At 64.4% G+C, this 21,035-nt stretch carries 17 protein-coding genes; 14 read left to right on the top strand and 3 right to left on the bottom strand.

The window, feature by feature from the left end:
* Positions 1–255, bottom strand: a 255-nt coding sequence (locus tag CQ14_RS45705) for an SDR family NAD(P)-dependent oxidoreductase (RefSeq protein WP_245320203.1), incomplete at its 3' end; no start/stop codon positions are given.
* Between the two features lie 21 nt (positions 256–276).
* Positions 277–2,076: a thiamine pyrophosphate-binding protein gene (locus tag CQ14_RS05380; RefSeq protein WP_057856883.1), complete on the bottom strand. Its 1,800-nt coding sequence runs from the start codon at positions 2,074–2,076 to the stop codon at positions 277–279.
* Positions 2,077–2,276: 200 nt separating this feature from the next.
* On the opposite strand from CQ14_RS05380, the gene CQ14_RS05375 reads away from it, so the two are divergent.
* From CQ14_RS05375 to CQ14_RS05350, 6 genes are all read left to right on the top strand, one after another.
* Positions 2,277–3,179 (top strand): IclR family transcriptional regulator, encoded by a 903-nt coding sequence (locus CQ14_RS05375; protein WP_245320202.1) that lies wholly within the window; start codon positions 2,277–2,279, stop codon positions 3,177–3,179.
* Between the two features lie 179 nt (positions 3,180–3,358).
* Positions 3,359–4,603, top strand: coding sequence for an ABC transporter substrate-binding protein (locus tag CQ14_RS05370; protein ID WP_057856882.1), 1,245 nt, complete (start codon positions 3,359–3,361; stop codon positions 4,601–4,603).
* A 101-nt stretch (positions 4,604–4,704) separates the two neighbouring features.
* Positions 4,705–5,580 (top strand): branched-chain amino acid ABC transporter permease, encoded by an 876-nt coding sequence (locus CQ14_RS05365; RefSeq protein WP_057856881.1) that lies wholly within the window; start codon positions 4,705–4,707, stop codon positions 5,578–5,580.
* Positions 5,577–8,111: a branched-chain amino acid ABC transporter ATP-binding protein/permease gene (locus CQ14_RS05360; protein ID WP_057856880.1), complete on the top strand. Its 2,535-nt coding sequence runs from the start codon at positions 5,577–5,579 to the stop codon at positions 8,109–8,111. Before CQ14_RS05365 ends, CQ14_RS05360 begins: the two co-directional genes overlap by 4 nt.
* 141 nt (positions 8,112–8,252) lie before the next feature.
* On the top strand, positions 8,253–9,212 hold the full coding sequence (locus tag CQ14_RS05355) for a sugar ABC transporter substrate-binding protein (RefSeq protein ID WP_057856926.1): 960 nt from the start codon (positions 8,253–8,255) through the stop codon (positions 9,210–9,212).
* Between the two features lie 94 nt (positions 9,213–9,306).
* A complete protein-coding gene (locus CQ14_RS05350; RefSeq protein ID WP_057856879.1) occupies positions 9,307–9,777 on the top strand; it encodes a cyclic nucleotide-binding domain-containing protein in 471 nt (156 codons plus the stop codon).
* On the opposite strand, the gene hemC is transcribed toward CQ14_RS05350, so the two are convergent.
* Positions 9,765–10,748 (bottom strand): hydroxymethylbilane synthase, encoded by a 984-nt coding sequence (hemC, locus tag CQ14_RS05345; RefSeq protein ID WP_082649715.1) that lies wholly within the window; start codon positions 10,746–10,748, stop codon positions 9,765–9,767. The genes CQ14_RS05350 and hemC overlap by 13 nt on opposite strands.
* A 201-nt stretch (positions 10,749–10,949) precedes the next feature.
* On the opposite strand from hemC, the gene cax reads away from it, so the two are divergent.
* From cax to CQ14_RS05305, 8 genes are all read left to right on the top strand, one after another.
* Complete coding sequence (gene cax, locus CQ14_RS05340) at positions 10,950–12,053, top strand: calcium/proton exchanger (protein WP_057856878.1); 1,104 nt, start codon at positions 10,950–10,952, stop codon at positions 12,051–12,053.
* A gap of 170 nt (positions 12,054–12,223) precedes the next feature.
* A complete protein-coding gene (locus CQ14_RS05335; RefSeq protein ID WP_057856877.1) occupies positions 12,224–13,471 on the top strand; it encodes a multidrug effflux MFS transporter in 1,248 nt (415 codons plus the stop codon).
* A gap of 147 nt (positions 13,472–13,618) precedes the next feature.
* Positions 13,619–15,037: a M20 family metallopeptidase gene (locus CQ14_RS05330; RefSeq protein WP_057856876.1), complete on the top strand. Its 1,419-nt coding sequence runs from the start codon at positions 13,619–13,621 to the stop codon at positions 15,035–15,037.
* Between the two features lie 267 nt (positions 15,038–15,304).
* Complete coding sequence (locus CQ14_RS05325; protein WP_057856924.1) at positions 15,305–17,101, top strand: peptide ABC transporter substrate-binding protein; 1,797 nt, start codon at positions 15,305–15,307, stop codon at positions 17,099–17,101.
* Between the two features lie 22 nt (positions 17,102–17,123).
* Positions 17,124–18,083, top strand: a complete 960-nt coding sequence (locus CQ14_RS05320) for an ABC transporter permease (protein ID WP_057856875.1) — start codon at positions 17,124–17,126, stop codon at positions 18,081–18,083.
* Complete coding sequence (locus CQ14_RS05315) at positions 18,049–18,969, top strand: ABC transporter permease (RefSeq protein ID WP_057856874.1); 921 nt, start codon at positions 18,049–18,051, stop codon at positions 18,967–18,969. Before CQ14_RS05320 ends, CQ14_RS05315 begins: the two co-directional genes overlap by 35 nt.
* Entirely contained in the window at positions 18,969–19,961 is a 993-nt protein-coding gene (locus CQ14_RS05310; protein WP_057856873.1) for an ABC transporter ATP-binding protein, read from the top strand. Before CQ14_RS05315 ends, CQ14_RS05310 begins: the two co-directional genes overlap by 1 nt.
* Positions 19,958–20,926, top strand: a complete 969-nt coding sequence (locus tag CQ14_RS05305; RefSeq protein ID WP_057856872.1) for an ABC transporter ATP-binding protein — start codon at positions 19,958–19,960, stop codon at positions 20,924–20,926. Before CQ14_RS05310 ends, CQ14_RS05305 begins: the two co-directional genes overlap by 4 nt.
* Positions 20,927–21,035: the final 109 nt, after the last annotated feature.

The raw sequence follows: 21,035 nt of genomic DNA, 5'->3' as shown, positions 1-21,035 counted from the left end.
GAGCAACTGCGCCGCCGTGACCACGACATGATCGACCGGACCGCAACGGCGGAACAGGTTTGCGACGCTGTCATCGCTGGTGACGTCGGTAGGGATCGCGATCGCGTTCAGCTTCTCCGCCACCTTGTCGAGTTTCTCGACATTGCGGGACGCGACGATGACGTCGGCGCCCTCGCGCTTCGCCATCTCGGCGGTCGCAAGACCAATGCCGGAGGAGCCACCGACAACGACGACCTTCTTGCCTGCGAGCGACATGCGATTACCTCGAGAGTTGGATCAGGCCGGCTGATAGCGGGTGCCGATGCCGGCCTTGCTCTGGCCGAGTCCTGGCAATTCCCACACACCTGCACCGACCGGATTGATATCGGCGGCGATATCGACGTCGATCAGATAGGGCTTGTTGGCGGCGATGCCCTTGCGGATCGCTTCGCCGAGATCGCCGGCGCGATCGACCCGCACACCCTCGACCCCACAGGAGCGCGCCATCGCCGCGAAGTCCGGATTGTAGCGCTCGCCGGTGTTGGGATCGTGGAAGTCGGTCGCGAGTTCGCGCCCGCCGAGGTAGCCGCGCTGCAGGCCGCGGATCGAGGCATAAGCGTAATTGTTCCAGACTACCCAGACCACGGGCAGATTATATTCCACCGCCGTCCCCAGCACGTTGGCGTGCATGAAGAACGCGCCGTCGCCGCACACGGAGACGCAGGGACGGTCCGGCGCGGCAAACTTTGCGCCCATCACGCCGGCAACCCCAAAGCCCATCGGGCCGAACCCCATCGAGCCGATCAGCGAATCCGGCCGCCGCGGCTTGCAGAAGCCGAGCAGCCAGTTGTGGTGCACGCCGATGTCGCTGACGAGGATGGCATCCTCCGGCAGCGCCTTGTCGATTTCGAGCGCGGCGCGCTGCGGGTTGATCGGGGTGGTGTCGTCGGAAAAGCCGGGGGCAACGAACTTGTCCCACTCTTTCCGATAGCCATCGATCTGCGAAAGCCACTTCTTGCGGGCGTCCGCTTTCTTCGACAGATCGCCACGGCGATCGAGCTCGGCATGCACCTGCCGCAGGAAGGTGCGGACGTCCGCCATCAGGCCGAGCGCCACCGGATAATTGCGGCCGATCTCCTCGGGGTCGATATCGACATGGATCAACCGCGTCGGCGGGATGGTGAAGGAATAGCCCGGGATCCACGAGCTCGACGTGCGGTCATCGAACCGCATCCCCATCGCCAGCAAGACATCCGCCTGACGTGTCGCATGGTTGGCCTGATAATGCCCGGCGCGCGCGACGAGGCCCAGCGCCAGCGGATGGTTGCAATCCAGCGCACCCAAACCGCTCGCGGATGCGGCCACTGGAATCTGCAAGCGCTCGGCCAGTCTTCGCAACTCCTCCGCCGCGCCGCCATAACGGACGCCCTGCCCTACGATGATCGTCGGCCGCTCCGCGCCAAGCAGCATGTCGACGGCCTTGACCACGCCCTCCGGATCGGCGCCGCAGCGGCTCGATATGTTGGCATTCCATTCGATCGCGTTCGGCGCTTCCTCGGCGGCCGATTCCACGAACACGTCGAAGGGCACGTCGAGCACGACGGGACCGGGCCGACCGCTCGTCATCGTCTTCCAGGCCTGCCGCACCGCCAGCGGCACCATCTCGCCGCGCGTCGGCTGAAACACCTTCTTGCAGATGGTTCGCACGGTGGAAGGGAAATCGGCTTGATGATGTCGGTACATTTCCTGGAAGGCGCCGCGGTTGAACTGGCTGGTCGGCACGTTGCCGGTTACCGCCATGAACGGCACGGAGTCGAGGAATGCATTCGCCAGCGAGATCGGCAGGTTGGCCGAACCGGGCCCGCAGGAGGTGAAAGTCGCCGTCGGCCGTCCCGAGACGCGGTAGTAAACGTCGGCCATGAAGCCGGCGACGCTCTCGTGGTGCACCGAGATGGTCTTGATGTCGTGCGAGCGCTCGTACAGCGCGTCGATGAACTGGATATTGCCGTGGCCGCACAGGCCGAACACCTGCGGCACCTTCTCCTGGATCAGGTAGTCGACGATGACCTGGGCGCCGTTGAGCATGTTACGCGACATCGATCACTATCTCCCTCGGCTCAACGAACTTGGCGCCCCGCGTCTTCGCGCGGGTGGCGGCAATGCCCGCGACCCTATTTCTCATAATACTGTACGTCAATTGCTATTGTGGTATGGTCCAGATCGCGTCCCGCGCGATGCGCGGCGCTGTTGCCGGGCGAAGACGGTGTCAATAGAGTTCGCCTCGCCCACTTGGAGAAATGATTCCCGTGAAGCCGCGCACCAAGCCGAAGACGAGCGACAAGCAGGCAGCCCCTCGCAGGATCTCGATCGCAAGGCTGATGCCGTCCGCCGAGCCCAACATCGACGACGAGGCCGAAGAGCGCGCGCGCGGCGGCGTGCAGTCGCTCGGGCGCGCGTTTTCGATCCTCGAAGAGGTCGCGCGTCACCGCGAGGGCATTGGACTGGCCGATCTCAGCAAGCTGGTGGGCCTGCATAATTCCACCACCTTCCACCTCGCCAAGACGCTGGTCTCGCTCGGCTATCTCCGGCAGGAGCGGGATTCAAAGCGCTACCGCGTCGGCCGGCCGCTGTTTGCGCTGGCGGCAAGCGCGCTCGATGAGATCGAGATGGTGAATCTCGCCACCCCGATTCTGGAAGACCTGTCGCGGGAAACCGGCGAAAGTGGCCATTTTGCCGTGCGAATGGGCGACTCCGTGGTCGTCATTGCCCGCACCAGCGGGGCCGGCGCGTTCCAGTTGACCGACCGCGTCGGCGTGGTGCGGCCGGCGCATTGCACCGCGCTCGGCAAGATCATGCTGGCCTCGCTACGTCCTGACCAGTTGAAGCGCTTTCTCGAGCGGGTGGAACTGAAGCCCTCGACCAGCAAATCGATCACCGATCCCGCCGTGCTGTTGCGCGAGATCGCCGAAATACGCCGCAGTGCAATCGCCTTCGACGACGGCGAATTCAACGCGGAGGTGCGCTGCGTTGCAGTACCGGTCTATCATTTCACCGGCGAAGTAATCGGCGCACTCGGCATTTCTGGCCCGATCTGGCGCATGACCGACCAGGCGGTGCAGAGCCGCGCCAAGCTGGTGCAATCGGCCGCCAGCCGGCTGTCGATCGAATTCGGCGCGCGGGGTCTGGCGAAATCCTCCTGATCCGATCGATCTAACTCCTCTTCACACGGCGAGAAGCGCGGCTGCGACGCATTTAGCGTTGACAGGAACGACTGCGTCCGGAAATATCTTACAATAATAAAAGAACGTCTCTCACATTGTCGCATAAGTCGGCATCGGAGGGGAGAACGTCAGGGCGAACTCTCGGGAGGAGATCAGTCATGACCCGCTTTAGCCGACGCACTCTGTTGCAGGCCGGCGCCGCCTTTGCCGGCGTATCCGCGATCGGATCGCCAGCGATCCTCCGCGCACAGGCCGCGCGAATAAAGATCGGCCATCTGGTGCCGCTGACCGGCTTCCTCGGCGCGATCGGCAGTTACGCGCAGCTTGGCGTGAAAATGGCGGCGGAAGAGATCAACGCCTCCGGCGGCATCATGGGCAAACAGATCGACCTGATGTCGGAAGACTCGGTCAATCCCGCCACCGCCTCGACCAAGGCGCAGCGCATGATCGAGCAGGACGGCGCGGTGTTGCTGTTCGGCGAAATATCCTCCGCCTCATCGCTGACCATCATGCAGGTCGCCGAGCGCAACAAGAAGGTGTTCTTCTCGACCGGCGCACGCTCGGACGCGCTGCGCGGCAAGGATTGCAACCGCTACTCCTTCCACTGCGACATCCCGAACACCGTGATGGTCAACGCCGTCGGCACCGCGCTCAACCAGAAGGGCATGGTGAAGGGCAAGAAGTTCGTCACCCTGACGGCGGACTATATTTTCGGCCACGACCTGCTGAAGGCCGCAAAGGCCTTCTTCAGCGCCAACGATGCCACGCTGATCGGCGACGAGCTGATCGCGACGGATGTCACCGACTTCAGCCCCTATCTTCTGAAGGTGCGGCAGGCCAAGCCCGACGTCGTCTGCTGCAACCTCGCCGGCAACCAGGTCACCAACCTCGTCAAGCAATATGCCGAGTTCGGCTTCCCCTATCCGCTCGTCGGCTTCAACCTCAACACCGGCGATGCCTGGGCGATGGGCGAAGGCAATCTTTCCGGCACCTGGCCGACGGTCTGGTATCACACGCTCGACAATTCGGCGTCGAAGGCGTTCGTCGAGGCCTTCAGCAAGAAATACGGCAAGCCGCCGGAGAACCATGCCTGGATCGAATACATCACGCTGAAGATGATCGCGCAGGCGATTACCGAGACCAAGTCGACCGAAAGCGACGCGCTGATCGCCTATTTCGAGAAGCAGACGCAGTTCGACATCATGAAGTCGCGCAAGGGCTACTTCCGCTCCTGGGACCATCAGCTCGTGCAGGAGGCCTATCCGTTCACGGTGAAGCCGAAGGGCGAGATGAAGGACAAGTGGGACATGCTCGTGCTCGGCGACGCCGTGCCGGCCGCGGGCGCGGAGCTTGAAACGATCTACCCGACGAAGACGCAAAATCCCTGCAACATGAAGGCATAAAGCCCGAATCCGGGCGTCGGGCCACTGGCGTAGCGGCGCCGGCACACAACAGCCGGCGCCGTCTCTTTTTTCAAGGCGCGTTCTAACGTCGCGGATCGCACATGCAGTTCGGTTTTCTGCTGGAACAGGTGGTGAATGGCCTCGTGCTCGGAGGCTATTACCTCCTGATTGCGCTCGGGCTGTCGCTGATCTTCAGCGTCGGCGGCATCGTCAACCTCGCGCATGGCGCGTTCTATGCGCTCGGCGCCTACATCTCCGTCGAGATCACGAAGTATCTAGGCTTCGGTTCGGCGATAGTGCTGTCGCCTGTCGCGGTCGCGCTGCTCGGGATTCTGTTCGAGCGATTTATCCTCCGACGGTTTTACGACGCCGACCCGATCCTGAGCCTGCTGGTGACATTCGGCCTCGCCATGGTCACCGAGCAGGCGATCCGCATTATCTGGGGCGCGCCGCCGATCTCGGCGGCGATCCCGCAGGCGTTTCGCGGCTCGGTCTTCCTCGGCGATTTCCTGTTCTCGCGCTATCGCCTGCTGATCCTCGCCGTCGTCGCCGCGGTCCTGCTCGGCGTCTGGCTATTGCTGCACAAGACCTCGTTCGGCCGCGTGGTGCGCGCCGGCATCCAGCGGCCGGACATGGTCGCAGCGCTCGGCATCCGCCTGCAGCCCTACATGACCGCGATCGTCATGCTCGGCGTCGGCATGGCGGCGCTTGGCGGCGCGTTCTTTGCGCCGATCACGATCGTGCATCCGGCGATGGGCGCCGAAATCATCACGGTCGCCTTTGTCGTGGTCGTGATCGGCGGCCTCGGCAGCTTCTGGGGCGTGGTGATATCAGCGCTGCTGGTCGGTGTCGTCAGGGGCATCACCATCCATTTCGCGCCGGCCGCCGGCGAAGCCTCGATCTACGTGCTGATGTTCCTGGTGCTGATGGTGCGCCCGCGCGGGCTGCTTGGCGAGCGGATCGAGAAGTTCGAATGACAACCAGTTTCGCCAAATATCGCCCGTTGCTGATGGCGACCCTCGCCGTCATCGTGCTGCCGTTCGGCCTCTATCTGCTCGGCCTCTCGCTCAACACCGGCACCATGGTGGTGGCTCTCGCCATTGCCGCGATGGGGCTCAACCTCTGCATCGGCTACACCGGGCTGGTCTCGTTCGGCCACGGCGCCTGGTTCGGCATCGGCGCCTATGCGGCCGGGCTGATCCAGCGCAACTGGTTTGGCAACGACATCTTCCTGCCGCTCTTGCTGGCCGCGATCATTGTCGCCGGGATCGCGACCTTCGTCGGCTTCGTCATCCTTCGCCGACGCGGCGTCTACTTTTCGCTGCTGACGCTGGCGCTGTCGGCGCTGACCTACACCATCGCCTTCCGCTGGACCGCGGTCACCGGCGGCGAGGACGGGCTCGGCGGATTGAAGCGCGGCACCATCGGCCCGTTCAGCCTGGATAATGCACTGAACTACTACATCGTCGTCTCCGTACTCTGCCTCGGCGTGCTCTATCTGCTGCTGCGGCTGGTGCGCTCGCCGTTCGGCCATGTGCTGATGGCGATCCGCGAGAACCAGTTGCGCGCCACGTTCCAGGGCTATCCGGTCGAGCGCTACAAGCTCGGCGTCTTCGTGATCTCGGCCGTGGTCACCGGGTTTGCCGGCGGAGTGATCGGTTTCCAGAACTACCTCGTGTCAGCCGAGGCAGTCTCGGTCCCCTTCTCCGGCGAACTGCTCGCCATCGTCGTGATCGGCGGCATGCGCAGCATGCTGGGACCCGCGATCGGCGCGCTGTTCTTCATCCTGTTCCGCGAATTGTTTTCGATCTGGACGCCGAACTGGCTGCTGTGGTTCGGCCTCGTCTTCGTCGCCTTCGTGCTGTATTCGCCAGGCGGCCTCGTCGGCATCTGGGCGACGCTGTCAAAGCGCTGGTGGCCGCCACCGGAAGAAGCCGCCGCCATGAGCCGGCGCAAGATCTACGAAGGCCTGCCGCTGCCGGCCTTCCTTCGTCCGCAAGTGCTCGACGGCACCGTGCTCGAGGTACGAGGTGTCTCCAAGAGTTTTGGCGGCATCCGCGCGGTGACGGACGCAAGCCTTCACGTCGGCGCCGGCGAAATCCACGCGCTGATCGGGCCGAACGGCGCCGGCAAGACCACGCTGTTCAATCTGGTCTCCGGCCTCTATCCGACCGACGGCGGCACGATCAAGCTGAACGGCCGCGAGATCCAGGGCGTGCCGTCGGATCTGATCTGCCATCAGGGGCTGGCGCGTTCGTTCCAGATCACCAATTTGTTCAAGGGGCTCTCGATCTACGAGAACCTCCGTCTGTCGCTGCAGGCGCAAAGCGCCGGCCGCTTCAACCTGTGGCGCGATATCGACCACTACCAGGACATCCACGCCGAGACTGCAGAGCTGATCAAATTTCTCGGCCTCGAAGGCATCGAAACGATCGAAGGCGGCGAGCTGTCCTATGGCGGGCAGCGGCTGGTCGATCTCGGCATCGCGCTCGGCTCCAAGCCGCAGGTGCTGCTGCTGGACGAACCTCTCGCCGGGCTTGCCGCCGCCGAGCGCGAGCGCGTCTCGAACCTCGTCAAAAACATCGCCGCCAACATTCCGGTCCTGATCGTCGAGCACGACATCGACCGCGTGCTCGGCTTCTCCCGCACCGTCACGGTGATGAACCAGGGCGAAGTGCTGATGACCGGTACGCCCGAGGCCGTGCGCGCCGACCGCAAGGTGCAGGAGATCTATACCGGCACCGGCGTGCCCGAGGTCGAGCATCTCAGCAGCGAGTACGCGAAGGCAAGCGTAGCGCCCATCCTGCGCTTCGAGCGCGTCAACACGTTTTACGGCAAGAGCCATATCCTGCACGACGCCACGCTCGACGTGCGCGAGGGCGAGATCGTCGCCCTGCTCGGCCGCAACGGCGCGGGGAAGTCGACGCTATTGAAGACGCTCGCCGGGCTAGTGCCGCTGTCGTCGGGCGCGATCGAATATGCCGGCCTCGACATCTCCCGCCTGCCCGCGCCCGACATCGCACGTGCCGGCATCGGCTACGTGCCGCAGGGCCGCGGCCTGTTCGCCGGCATGACGGTGCGGGAAAACCTTTCGCTTGGACGGCTGGCGCGCAAGACCGACGGCAGCACCGGCGTGGTGTGGACCGAAGAACAGATCCTCGACTATTTCCCCCGCCTGCGCGAGCGCATGGACGTCGCCGCCGATTATCTCTCCGGCGGCGAGCAGCAGATGGTGGCGGTCGCGCGCGCGATGTCGGGTAATGTCAAACTGCTGCTGCTCGACGAGCCCTTCGAAGGACTGGCGCCGGCCGTGATCCTCGAACTGTTCAAGGTATTCGACCGGCTGCGGCAGCACATCTCCATCGTCATCGTCGAGCACAATCTCGACCTCGTGCTGGCGCTCGCCGACCGCGTCTTCGCGCTGGAGCGCGGCGCGGTGTTCCATGAGGGGCCGGCGCAGCCGCTGCTGACGGATCTGGAATACCGGAAGAAGATTTTGTGGCTGTAATTCTCACCGCCGTCATTGCGAGCGCAGCGAAGCAATCCATGTCACGACTCGGGGATAGATGGATTACTTCGTCGCTTTGCTCCCTTGCGCAAACGCTTCGCGTTTGTCGCAGGCAATGACGGCACTCACCAGGAGACAGCGATGCGATACTTTTTGGCAGCCGTGATCTCAAGCGCAATGGCCCTGTACGCATTCGGCGCCAACGCCGCCGACAACCCCATGACCATCGCCGTCTTCACCAAGAACCGCACCAACCCGGCCTATGAGGCCTTCCGCATCGCTTCCGACCAGATCGCGCGCACCGCGGGTGTAAAAGTGATTCACCTTGTCCCGGACAAGCCCGACAACGTCGACGAACAGAAGGCGATGATCGAGCAAGTGCTGAAAGACAGGCCGGACGCCATCATCTTCATCCCCGTCGACGACGTCGCCATGATCGATTCCGTCAAGAAGCTCAACGACGCCAAAATCCCGATCGTGCTGTTTTCCAATCCGCTGCCGGGAAGCTTCGTCACCTATGTCGGCGCCGACGATTTCGAGATCGGTTACCGCGAGGCGCGCTATCTGTTCGAGAAAATGGGCGGCAAGGGAAAAATCGTCGTCATCGAGGGCACGCCGGCCGCGCCCACCAACCGCGAACGCGTCCGCGGCTATCAGCGCGCCATCACCGAATTTCCCGGCATCGAGGTGCTGGGATCGGGGATAGGCAATTACCAGCAGCCGGATGCACGGCGCGTGATGGAGAAGTTTCTCAGCGAGTACAAGGAAATCGACGCGGTGCTGTCAGCCAATGACAGCATGGCGCTCGGCGTGCTGGAAGCGCTGAAGGCCGCCAACCGGACGGCGACCGTGATCGGCATCAACGGCATTCTCCCCGCCGTGAAGCAGATCGAAGCCGGCGGCATGCTGGCATCAGTCGATTTCAACATGTTCAAGATCGGCTGCACCGCGACGCGGGCCGCCGTGCGTCACCTCAGGAAAGAGCCGTTGCCGGAGAAGGTGACGCTGCCGGCGGAGGTGATCGACAAGACCAACTACAAGGCATGGCTGGTTCCGGTCGACCAGCGCGCCTGCCCCGAATGGTCGGACGTCGCGCGCTGATACGTTCGGAACAGAGGTTCGCCGCACCACCCGCGCAGCCGGCAAACGAAGCTTCTGAACTTGCCGCTGCCGGGTGCGGGCGTATATTGGAGCCATGGCTGTCGGCTCACCCGATCTGAAAGCATTTTTGCTCGCCACGCCTTTTTTCGGTGGCCTCTCCGACGCCAGCCTCGATCGCCTGATCTCCATGCTGGTCGAGCGTCGCTTCGACGCCGGCGCCACGATCGTCGCCGAGGGAGAACCGGGGCGCTCGATGTTCATCGTTCACTCGGGCGAGCTCGTGGTGAGCAAGCTCGGCGAGGCCGGGCGCTCAATCCGGATGTCGGGTCTCGAGCCCGGCGATTTCTTCGGCGAAATGACGCTGATCGAAATGCAGAACCGCTCGGCCACCGTCGTTGCGGAGAGCGAAACCGTACTGCACGAGCTGACGGCCGGGAACCTCTACAGCTACTACAAGACCGACATCCACGGCTATGTCATCGTGATGCAGAATATCAACCGCGAACTTTGCCGGCGGCTCCGCCGCGCCGACCGTCGCATTGCCGAGCTGATTCACGACTCCTGATGCTCGTCCGGCCGCGTCCGCGCGATGATCTCGGCGGCGCCGTTGTCGAGCAACTCCAGGCCGACGGCGCGGCCGAGTTCGCGGGGCCGGTCCGCTGCGCCCTGCCGCGACACCTCGACGAAGCGGCCGCCGACTTCATCGAGTACCGCCGCCGTCAGCGTCATCTCGCGGCCATCAAGCGTGGCGTGGCCGGCGATCGGCGAATTGCAGTGTCCGTTGAGGACCCACAGCACCTCGCGCTCGGCCTCCGCGCAGAGCCGCGACGCTACGTCCTCGATCTTCGCTAACCGCCCGCGCGTCAGCCAGTCCTTCTCGACGCATTCCACCGCGACGATGCCCTGCCCCACCGCAGGCAGCATCTCGCGGACCGAAAAATCATGGACGATGCGGGAAGCCATTCCAATGCGCTCGAGGCCTGATCGCGCCATGACAAGCGCGTCGGCCGGGCCCACCTCGCCGCCGTCGGGTAGCCGCTGCTTGTCGCCGCGATCGAGCTTTGCCACGCGCGTGTCCGCCGCGCCGCGGAAATGGATTACGGCAGCTTCCGGGAACAGCCGGCGCAGGTAAGCCGCGCGCCGCACCGCATTGGTGCCGATCTTGAAGCCCTTGCCTTTCGCTGCGCGAAAATCGTCGAGCGAGACGCCGGGCCGCAGCACCAGCGCATCATTGGCGGCGTCGCGCGGCAGGGTAGCTGCGATGACGAGGCCCGGCGTTTCCTCGTTACCGGGAACGTCCTTCAGCGAATGCATCGCCGCCTGCAGCTCTCCGCGCCGCATCGCCTCGCGAATTTCGGCAACGAAGGCGCCGCCCTTGCCGCCATGGCGAAGCAGCTTGCTGGTCTGGTCCTGATCGCCACGGGTCTCGAACTTGACGATCTCGACATCGAGCGCGGGATCGGCCGCGCGCAACAGCCGCGCGATGCCTTCCGTCTGCGCCAGCGCCATCGTGCTCTTGCGCGTGCCGATCTTCAAAGTTTGCTCCGACACCGGGTCTCCGAACCTGAACAGCAGTTGTGAGCGTAGGGGATAGAGCAAGCAGCCTTTCAGAACAATGATTTTGGAGCGTGGAGGCCGTCCCGGGCGGCGGCCGCTTTCGTTGAGCTACGTCAATGCTGGTCCTGCCGCCCAGCCCGAATGGTTCCGGCACGCGGGACCGGGCGGCGGGATCAAACCATGAACGAGCTCATCAAGGAAATCCGGCACACGCCTCTGCTGTGGATGCTCGTGTTCGTGCCGATCATCCTGGCGGTCGAAATGCTGGCGCCGTCGGCCCACACTGCTTTGTTCGTGCTCGCCGTCCTCGCCATCGTGCCGCTGGCCGCCCTGCTCAGTCACGCCACCGAAAGCGTCGCCGAGAAGACCGGCGATGCCGTCGGCGGCTTGCTCAACGCGACACTGGGCAATCTGACCGAGCTCATCATCGCGCTCGCGGCGCTGCAGGCCGGAGAGTACATGCTGGTGAAGGCATCGATCGCCGGCGCAATCGTCACCAACTCGCTCTTCATGCTGGGAGCGTCATTCCTGCTCGGCGGGCTGCGCTACCGCACGCAGGAATTCAATCGCGCCGGCGGAAGGCTGCATGCGGCGCTGTTGCTGATGGCCACGATTGCCCTGATCACGCCGGCCGCGGTCGCCGATCTCGATCTGGCCCAGGGCGCGTCAGTGACGCAGAAGCTCTCAACCGGGCTTGCGGTCCTGCTGATCGTGGCCTACGGGCTCAGCCTCGTGTTCTCGCTGAAAACGCACAAGGACCTCTTCGCCAGCGAAGCTCACGGCGAAAAGGACGAGGCCACGCTGCCGGTCGGCGTGGCGGTCGGAACACTCATTGCCGTCACCGTGCTGGTTGCACTGGTCAGCGAAATATTCGTCGGATCGGTGCAAAAGGCCGGCGAGACGCTGGGCATGAGCCCGGCATTCATCGGGTTCATTGTCGTTGCGCTCGTCGGCGGCGCCGCTGAAATGGCGGTGGCATTTTCCGCCGCGCGCAAGAACCGGCTCGACATGAGCGTCGGAATTGCGCTCGGAAGCGCCTCTCAGATCGCGCTGTTCGTCGCGCCGGTGCTGGTGCTGCTCAGTTACGTCATCGGCCCGAAGCCGATGGACCTGCAGTTCTGGCCGGGTGCGGTCGTCATGGTGATGATCGCGACCGTCACCGCATGCTTCATCACCAACAGCGGACGCTCGGCCTGGTTCATTGGCGCGCTGCTGCTGTTCATCTACGCCATCTTCGCCATGACACTCTACGTCGTTCCGCCGGGAACGCACGCCGCGTCATGAACCCGTCCAAGCGGAGATAGAATGATGGATCAGCTGCTCGGCTGAACGGGTTGCCGCCTATTCGGGCACGTCTGCCCCCAGGCGGCAGCGCCGTTGACCAGCCATTCCAAAACGCCGATTGTGCGCCGCAGCACCGTGAATAGATTGCCCCTGCGTAAGAGGGTTTTTCGTTGTCCGATACCAGTGCCGATGCCTTGGCCGCTTCAGGCCACCGCCCGATGGGCTTTCCCGAATTCGTCATCGTGATCGCCTCGATCATGGCGCTGAATCCGCTTGCGATGGACATGATGCTGCCGGCACTGCCGAACATCGCGTCCGCCTTCCACATCGCTTCAGCCAACCGGCCGCAGATGGTGCTGTCGATTTTTCTGGTCGGCTTCGGCGTCGGCCAGTTCGTGATGGGCCCGCTGTCTGACCGCTTCGGCCGGCGGCCGGTCCTGCTCGGCGGCATGGCGGTCTATTGTGCCGCCAGCCTGCTCGCGATCGCCGCGCCCTCGTTCGAGACGCTGCTGCTGGCCCGCGCGCTGCAAGGCCTCAGCACCTCGGCCACCCGCGTGATCGCGACCTCGATCGTTCGCGATTGCTATGCCGGGCGGCGCATGGCCAGCGTGATGTCTCTGACGATGATGATCTTCATTGCCGTTCCCGTCGTCGCGCCGGCGTTTGGCCAGGCCGTGCTGCTGGTGTCGCACTGGCGCGGCATCTTCATCGTGCTGATGCTCTATGGCGTGGTGGCGCTGGTCTGGAGCGCGCTGCGCCTGCCGGAGACGCTGGCTCCCGAACGGCGCCGCTCGCTCGCCGTCGGCGAAGTGCTCGACGCGTTCCGCCAGACCGTGACCAACCGCCAGACGCTGGGTTATGCGCTGGTCGCCGGCGGCGTGTTGGGCTCGCTGTTCGCCTTTGTCTTCATCTCGCAGCAGGTGTTCACCGGGATCTACCAGCTCGGGCATTATTTTCCGCTGGCCTTTGCCGGCGTCGCGGTCGGCACCGCCATCGCCGGCTTCGTCAACTCCCGCCTCGTCGGCCGCCTCGGCATGCGCGTGATCTCGCATGCCGCGCTGATCGGCTTCGTCGTCATCGCCGCAACCATGCTGGCAGCGGCGAAACTGCAGATGCTGCCATTGCCGCTGTTCATGGCGCTCTCGGTATCGATGATGTTTGCGTTCGGGCTGATGATCGCCAATTTCACCGCGCTCGCCATGGAGCCGCAGGGCCATATCGCCGGCACCGCCGCCTCGCTGTACGGCTCGATCACCACGCTGCTCGGCATCGGCGTCGGCGCCACCATCGGCCAGGACTTCGACGGCACGCTAGTGCCGTTCGCGACCGGCTTCCTGCTCTGCACGCTGGCCGCGCTCGCCGTGGTGCTGCTGGTGGAGAAAGGCCGCCTGTTCAGACCCTACGGCCTGAAGGTGTGACCGTCGCATGCGCGTTCGCGCCCGTCTTGCGGTCGTTGCCTTCGTTCCGCCCCGGCCGCATGGCTGATTACCGCTCCACGCTGGGCGCTACCCGCCGAAGCTGATAAATTCCCCGCTCACATCGCCTTCAGGATCGGAAACATAAAAATGGATAACCGCAGCACTATCTGGCGTGGCGTCGACACCATCAAGCCGCGCTTTGTCGCGCTTAGCGACCGGGTCTGGGCGATGCCCGAAGTCTGCTACACCGAAGCGCGCTCGTCCGCCGAGCACCTCGCTGAACTGCGCCACCAGGGTTTCCGCATCACCGAGAATGTCGCGGGCATTCCGACCGCCCTGATGGGCGAATGGGGCGAAGGCGGACCCGTGATCGCCTTCCTCGGCGAATATGACGCGCTGCCTGGTCTCAGCCAGGAGGCCGGCGTCGCGGAGCCGAAGCCGCTGGAGGCCGGAGGCCACGGCCATGGCTGCGGCCATAATCTGCTCGGGTCGGCCGCGCTGCTGGCCGCCACCGCCGTGAAGGACTGGCTCGCCGAGCACAAGGTGCCCGGGCGCGTCCGCTATTACGGCTGCCCCGCGGAAGAAGGCGGCGCCGCAAAAACCTTCATGGTGCGCTCAGGCGCCTTCGACGACGCCGATATCGCGATCACCTGGCATCCTTCCAGCTTCTGGGAAGTCGTGGTGACGCCCTCGCTCGCCAACACCCGCGCCGATTTCATCTTCACCGGCCGCACCTCGCATGCCGCGGCCTCGCCGGATCTCGGCCGCAGCGCGCTCGATGCCGTCGAGTTGATGAATGTCGGCGTCAACTACATGCGCGAGCACATGCCGAGTGATGCCCGCGTCCATTACGCCCTGCTCGACACCGGCGGCATCGCCCCCAATGTGGTGCAGGCCCATGCGCGCGTGCGCTATTCGATCCGCGCCCGCGACCTGCCCGGCATGACCGAACTGGTGGAGCGCGTCCACAAGATCGCGCAGGGCGCGGCGCTGATGACCGAAACCAAGGTGGAGATGAAGATCATTTCCGCCGTCTCCAACCTGTTGCCGAACACCCCGCTCGAAGCGGCGCTGCACAACATCATGGAGGAACTCGGCCCGCCGCATTTCGACGACGCCGACAAGGGCTTTGCGCGAGAGATCCGATCGACGCTGACCGAGAAGGACATCGCCAGCGTCTATTATGCAATCGGCATGGACCCGACCGACCGGCCGCTGGCCGATTTCATCGTGCCGCTGGACGCCAAACGCAATCCCTTGATCGGCTCGACCGACGTCGGCGACGTGAGCTGGGTCGTGCCGACCGTTCAGGTTCACGCCCCGACGGTCGCGATCGGCACCCCCTTCCACACCTGGCAGGTGGTGGCGCAGGGCAAGAGCCCGCACGCCCACAAGGCCATGGTGCAGGCCGCCAAGGCCATGGCGGGACTGGGCGTCCGGGCGCTGACGGAACCGGACCTGATTGCCGCCGCCCAGGCCGACCTCAAGAAGCGAACCGCCCGCACCCCCTACGTCAACCCGCTGCCGGACAGCGTCGCGCCACCGCTGGACATGTCGCTGACCTGACCGGCTCCGCCGTATCAGGCGAACAAATTTTTTGCAGTGCAGAGCGCGATTCCGCGCCGTTTTGACGCGTCCGGGCCGCCGGATTGCCAAAGCGATGTGCGCCGCAGCGTGTTTCTGCCCAAGCAAAAATCACAGCCGCCTTCCATTCTGCTGATTGTCGACAGCCAGCCGTTGACCTTCGAGGCATTTAATGTGCCTCTTACCGGCGAACAGTTGGGCCGCCGCCTCCGGCGTGCCTCAAACACAAAGAACCGGACGGGGACAACGATGCTGGATACCGAACTGCGAACCATGATCGACGAGGTAAAGGACGGCCGCATGGACCGCCGCGGCTTCGTTCAGCGCATGCTGGCCTTCGGTCTCACCGCACCGATGGCCACGCAGATCCTGGCGATCGGCGGCGTCGCCATGGCCGAGGGTCCTTCCGTCTACAAGCCGACCAAGCGCGGCGGTGGTGGTGCGCTGAAGCTGCTCTGGTGGCAGGGCCCGACCCTGCTCAATCCGCATTTCGCCACCGGCACCAAGGACCAGGACGGCTCGCGCCTGTTCTATGAGCCGCTCGCCTGCTGGGATGCCGACGGCAACATGAAGCTGGTCCTGGCCGCCGAAATTCCCTCGCTGGAGAACGGCGGCCTCTCGGCCGACGGCATGTCGGTAACCTGGAAGCTGAAGCCTGGCGTCAAATGGCACGACGGCAAACCCTTCACCGCCGATGACGTCGTATTCAACTGGGAATACGCCCGCGATCCCGCCACCGCGACCGTGACCATTGGCGTCCACCGCGACATCACCGTCGAGAAGGTCGACGACCTCACGGTCCGTATCACGTTCAAGAAGCCGACGCCGTTCTGGGCCGACGCCTTCGTCGGCGCGCCCGGCAGCATCATCCCGAAACATCTGTTCGCGGAATATAAAGGCGCCAAGTCGCGCGAGGCGCCGAACAATTTGTCGCCGGTCGGCACCGGCCCCTACAAATTCGTCGAGTTCAAGCCGGGCGATGTGATCCGCGGCGAACTCAATCCCGACTACCACATGCCGAACCGCCCGCACTTCGACACCATCGAAATGAAGGGCGGCGGCGATGCCGTCTCGGCGGCGCGCGCCGTGATCCAGACCGGCGAATATGATTTCGGCTGGAACATCCAGGTCGAGGACGACGTCCTGTTGCGGCTGGAAAAGGGCGGCAAAGGCAAGACCGTCTACGCGGTCGGTGGCGACACCGAATTCATCGCGCTGAACTTCACCGATCCCAACACCGAGGTCGACGGCGAGCGGTCCTCGATGAAGACCAAGCATCCGCTGCTCTCCGATCCGGCGGTGCGCAAGGCGCTCTCGATGCTGGTCGATCGCGAGGCCGTCAAGAAAGTCATCTACGGCCGCGCCGGACGTGTCACGCCCAATTTCCTCAACGGCCCGGAGAAGTTCGTCTCCAAGAACACGAGCTGGGAATTCAGCATCGAGAAGGCGTCCAAGCTGCTGGATGAGGCCGGCTGGAAGCCAGGCGCCGACGGCATCCGCGAGAAGGACGGCAAGAAGCTGAAGCTTCTCTACCAGACCGCGATCAACGGCCCGCGCCAGAAGACCCAGGCCATCGTCAAGCAGGCCTGCCAGAAGGCCGGCATCGACGTCGAGCTGAAATCGGTGGTTGCTTCGGTGTTCTTCTCCTCCGACGTCGCCAACCCCGACACCTACGCCAAGTTCTACGCCGACCTCGAGATGTTCCAGATCCCGATGAGTCAGCCGGATCCGGCCCAGCACATGCGCCGCTATCATTCGCGCAACGTCGCCACCAAGGAGAACAAGTGGCAGGGCGTGAATTTCCCGCGCTGGGTCAACAAGGTTTATGACGCGGCGATCGACGCCGCCGAGGCCGAGACCGATCTGGTCAAGCGCGCCGCGCTCTACATCAAGGCCAACGACATCATGATGCAGGACATCGTGTTCATTCCGGTGATGCATCGCCTGAAGGTGGAGGCCTGCGCCAACACGCTGCGCCCGGTGGTCAGCGGCTGGGCTAACGAAACCGACAATCTGTTCGACTGGTACCGGGAGGCGACAGGCTAATCATCGAAGGGATTGTTCCCTCATGAGTCAGTATGTCCTGCGTCGCCTTTTGATCGCCGTGCCGAGCCTGCTCGGCATTTCGCTGGTCCTGTACATCGTCCTGGCGCTTGCGCCGGGCGATCCCTTCAGCGAACTGGCGACCAACCCCAACGTGCCGCCCGAGGTCGCCGCCGCGCTTCGCGCCAAGTTCGGTCTCGACGACCCGATCTACCTCCGATACCTGCACTGGCTCGCGGCGATGGTGCAGGGCGACTGGGGCTTTTCCTTCGTCAGCCGGATGAACGTGGACACGCTCATCCTGCAACGCCTGCCGACCACGCTTTACGTGATCGGGTCGGCGCAAATACTGGCGCTGCTGATCGCTATACCCGTCGGCGTGTACGCCGCGACCAGGCCCTATTCGATCTTCGATCAGATTGCCAATACGTTCGCCTTCATCGGCTTCTCGCTGCCGACCTTCTTCACGGGGCTGCTGTTCATCCTGGTGTTCTCGATCACGCTGGACTGGCTGCCCTTTGTCTATTCGAGTGACATCAAGGCAACCGGAATACGCTGGCTGTTCGAGCAGATAAGGCAGGCCATCATGCCGGTGATGGTGCTCGGCCTGTTCCAGGCGGCGTCGATGACGCGCTTCGTACGCTCGGCGATGCTGGACGTGATCCGTCTTGACTACGTCACCACCGCCCGCGCCAAGGGCCTCGGCCAGCCCCGGGTGATCGTCAAGCACGCGATGCGCAACGCGATGATCCCGGTCGTCACCCTGGTCGCGCTGCAGATGCCCGCCGTATTCGGCGGCGCCATCGTCACCGAGCAAATCTTTCGCATTCCCGGCATCGGCTCGCTGCTGATTTCCTCCATCCTCTCCAATGACACGCCTGTCGTGATGGCGGTGACCTTCGTGTTCGCCTGTCTCGTCGTGCTGTTCAACCTGATCGCGGATATCCTCTATGGCTGGCTTGACCCTCGCATCTCCTTCCGCTGAGCGGCGGCCGGCCTGGTCGCCCTGGCGCGAAACCTGGCGGCGCTATCGCCGCCACAAGCTCGCCGTGGTCAGCGCATTCCTGCTTATCGTCCTGATCGCGGCGGTGGTGTTCGGCCCCTTCGTCTGGCGCGTCAGCATCAACGAGATCGATTTCAGCGCGCGCCTTGAGGGCCCCTCGCTCGCCCACCCCTTCGGCACCGATGACCTCGGACAGGATATCCTCGCCCGCATGATCTATGGCGGCCGCATCTCGCTGGCCGTCGGGCTCGCCGCGATGGCGGTCGCCGTCCTCGTCGGGACGCTGATCGGTGCGCTCGCCGGCATGTCGCGCGGGGCGCTCGGGCACGCGCTGATGTGGCTCACCGATCTCTTCCTGTCGCTGCCGCAACTGCCGCTGCTGCTCCTGCTCATCTACCTGTTCCGCGACGGGCTCAAGGCCGTGTTCGGTCCCGAGGGCGGCATCTTCATCCTGATCGTGCTTGTCATCGGCGGCCTGCGCTGGATGCCGGTCGCACGCCTGGTGCGCGCGCAATTCCTCTCACTTCGCGAGAAGGAATTCGTCGAAGCCGCGCGCGCGCTCGGCGCCAGCCCGTTGCGGCAGGTGGTGCGGCACATCCTCCCCAACGCCGTCGGCCCCGTGATCATTGCCGGCACCATCGACGTCGCCGCCGCGATCATCGCCGAATCGACGCTGTCGTTTCTCGGCCTGGGCTTTCCGCCGGATACCCCGACCTGGGGCCGGCTCTTGTTCGACGCCAAGGATTTTCTCGACATCGGTCCGCATTGGGCGTTGTTCCCGGGTGGAGCGATCTTCGTGGCGGTCGTCGCCATCAATTTCATCGGCGACGGCATGCGTGACGCGCTCGATGCGAGGCGGGTGATCTGATGGCGCCGCTGCTCGAAATCAAGGGATTGAAAACCCACTTCTCTACCGACGACGGCATGCTGCAGGCGGTCGACGGCGTCGACATCGCGATCAACAAGGGCGAAACGCTGTGCGTGGTCGGCGAGTCCGGCTGCGGCAAGACCGTCACCGCGATGTCGATCCTGAAGCTGATCGCGATGCCGCCGGGCCGCATCGTCCAGGGCCAGATCCTGTTCGAGGGCCGCGACCTCGTGCCGCTCACGAGCCACGAACTCGACGACATCAGGGCCAAGGATATCGGCTTCATCTTCCAGGAGCCGATGACCTCGCTCAACCCGGTGCTGACGGTCGGCGAACAGGTCGCCGAAAGCCTGCGCCGGCATGAGGGCCTGTCGAAGAAGGACGCGCTCGCCCGCACCGTGGAAATGTTCAAGCTGGTGCAGATTCCGAATGCCGCCGGCCGCGTGCATGATTACCCGCACCAGTTCTCCGGCGGCATGCGCCAGCGCGTCATGATCGCGATGGCGCTGGCCTGCAAGCCCAAGCTCGTCATTGCCGACGAGCCGACCACCGCGCTCGACGTTACCATCCAGGCGCAGATCCTCGACCTCCTGCAGGACATGAAGGACCGCTTCGGCATGGCGGTGATGCTGATCACCCACGCCATGGGCGTGGTGGCCGAAACCGCGCAGCGCGTCGTCGTCATGTATGCCGGCAAGGTGGTGGAAGAGGCCGATGTCGACAGCCTGTTCGAAAACCCGCGCCATCCCTACACGCAGGGCCTGATCCGTTCGATCCCGCGCATCGATCTCGACAGCGCGAACAAGACGCGGCTGGAGGCGATCGGCGGCTCGGTGCCGATCCTGATCAATCCGGCGCCCGGCTGCCGCTTCGCGCCGCGCTGCCGCTACGCCTTCGATCGCTGCGCGGCAGAAGAACCGCTGCTGCGCGAGGTCGCGCCCGGTCATCGCATGGCCTGTCACCTCGGCGAGAAGCAGGAAGCTGTGGCATGAGCGAACCCCTGCTCCGCGTCACCGGGTTGAAGAAGCATTTTTCGGTCAAGGGCGGACTCTTGTCGCGCGAGGTCGGCCGCGTTCACGCGGTGGACGGCGTGTCCTTTGCGGTCAATCGCGGCGAAACGCTCGGCCTCGTCGGCGAGTCCGGTTGCGGCAAGTCCACCACCGCGCGCTGCGTGCTGCGCCTGGTCGAACCCAGCGAAGGCGAGGTCATCTTCGACGGGCACGACGTGCGCGGCCTTTCCGGCGGCGATTTGCGCGCCATGCGGCGCAACATGCAGATCGTGTTCCAGGATCCGTTTGCCTCGCTCAATCCGCGCATGACGGTCGGTGCGATCCTCGGCGAAGCCTTCACCATCCACGAACTCACCTCCTCCGCAAGCGAACGCGACGACCGCGTGGCGAGCCTCCTGGTCAAGGTCGGGTTGAAGGCCGAGCACATGCGGCGCTATCCGCACGAATTTTCCGGCGGCCAGCGCCAGCGCATCGTGATCGCCCGCGCGCTCGCGGTGGAGCCGAAATTCATCGTCTGCGACGAGCCGGTTTCCGCGCTCGACGTCTCCATTCAGGCGCAGGTCATCAACCTCTTGGAAGATTTACAGGCCGAGCTCAACCTTACCTATCTGTTCGTCGCCCACGATCTCTCGGTGGTGGAGCACATCTCCGACCGCGTTGCGGTGATGTATCTCGGCCGCATCGTCGAACTGGCTGATGCGAGCGAGCTCTACCGCAATCCCCGGCATCCCTATACGCAGGCGCTGCTCTCCGCCGTGCCGGTGCCGGACCCGAAGGTGAAGCGCAAGCGGATCCGCCTGCAGGGCGACGTGCCGAGCCCGATGAACCCGCCGCGCGGCTGTCATTTCCACACCCGCTGCCCGATCGCCGAGCCGCGCTGCAAGGAGAGCGCGCCTGAATTGAAGCAAGGGAGCGACGGACATTTCGTCGCATGCCATCTGGCCTGACGGCGGCGGGTTTTACTGGGCCATACGTCCCTCATGGTGAGGAGCGCGAAGCGCGTCTCGAACCATGAGGCCCCATCTGTGGCCTCATCCTTCGAGACGCCCGCGCTGC

The organism is Bradyrhizobium lablabi (genome assembly GCF_001440475.1).
Classification (GTDB): Bacteria; Pseudomonadota; Alphaproteobacteria; order Rhizobiales; family Xanthobacteraceae; genus Bradyrhizobium; species Bradyrhizobium lablabi.
The sequence above is the reverse complement of the archived record's forward strand: the minus strand, read 5'-3'. Positions and strand labels throughout refer to the sequence as shown.

Excerpts from the sequence above, each read along its gene's own strand:
- CQ14_RS05370 (WP_057856882.1), top strand. The coding sequence starts at position 3,359 with ATGACCCGCTTTAGCCGACGCACTCTGTTGCAGGCCGGCGCCGCCTTT.
- CQ14_RS05355 (WP_057856926.1), top strand. The coding sequence starts at position 8,253 with ATGCGATACTTTTTGGCAGCCGTGATCTCAAGCGCAATGGCCCTGTAC.
- CQ14_RS05360 (WP_057856880.1), top strand. The coding sequence starts at position 5,577 with ATGACAACCAGTTTCGCCAAATATCGCCCGTTGCTGATGGCGACCCTC.
- CQ14_RS05315 (WP_057856874.1), top strand. The coding sequence starts at position 18,049 with ATGGCTGGCTTGACCCTCGCATCTCCTTCCGCTGAGCGGCGGCCGGCC.
- CQ14_RS05365 (WP_057856881.1), top strand. The coding sequence starts at position 4,705 with ATGCAGTTCGGTTTTCTGCTGGAACAGGTGGTGAATGGCCTCGTGCTC.
- CQ14_RS05350 (WP_057856879.1), top strand. The coding sequence starts at position 9,307 with ATGGCTGTCGGCTCACCCGATCTGAAAGCATTTTTGCTCGCCACGCCT.
- CQ14_RS05305 (WP_057856872.1), top strand. The coding sequence starts at position 19,958 with ATGAGCGAACCCCTGCTCCGCGTCACCGGGTTGAAGAAGCATTTTTCG.
- CQ14_RS05310 (WP_057856873.1), top strand. The coding sequence starts at position 18,969 with ATGGCGCCGCTGCTCGAAATCAAGGGATTGAAAACCCACTTCTCTACC.
- CQ14_RS05330 (WP_057856876.1), top strand. The coding sequence starts at position 13,619 with ATGGATAACCGCAGCACTATCTGGCGTGGCGTCGACACCATCAAGCCG.
- CQ14_RS05325 (WP_057856924.1), top strand. The coding sequence starts at position 15,305 with ATGCTGGATACCGAACTGCGAACCATGATCGACGAGGTAAAGGACGGC.
- CQ14_RS05320 (WP_057856875.1), top strand. The coding sequence starts at position 17,124 with ATGAGTCAGTATGTCCTGCGTCGCCTTTTGATCGCCGTGCCGAGCCTG.
- CQ14_RS05375 (WP_245320202.1), top strand. The coding sequence starts at position 2,277 with ATGATTCCCGTGAAGCCGCGCACCAAGCCGAAGACGAGCGACAAGCAG.
- cax (WP_057856878.1), top strand. The coding sequence starts at position 10,950 with ATGAACGAGCTCATCAAGGAAATCCGGCACACGCCTCTGCTGTGGATG.
- CQ14_RS05380 (WP_057856883.1), bottom strand. The coding sequence starts at position 2,076 with ATGTCGCGTAACATGCTCAACGGCGCCCAGGTCATCGTCGACTACCTG.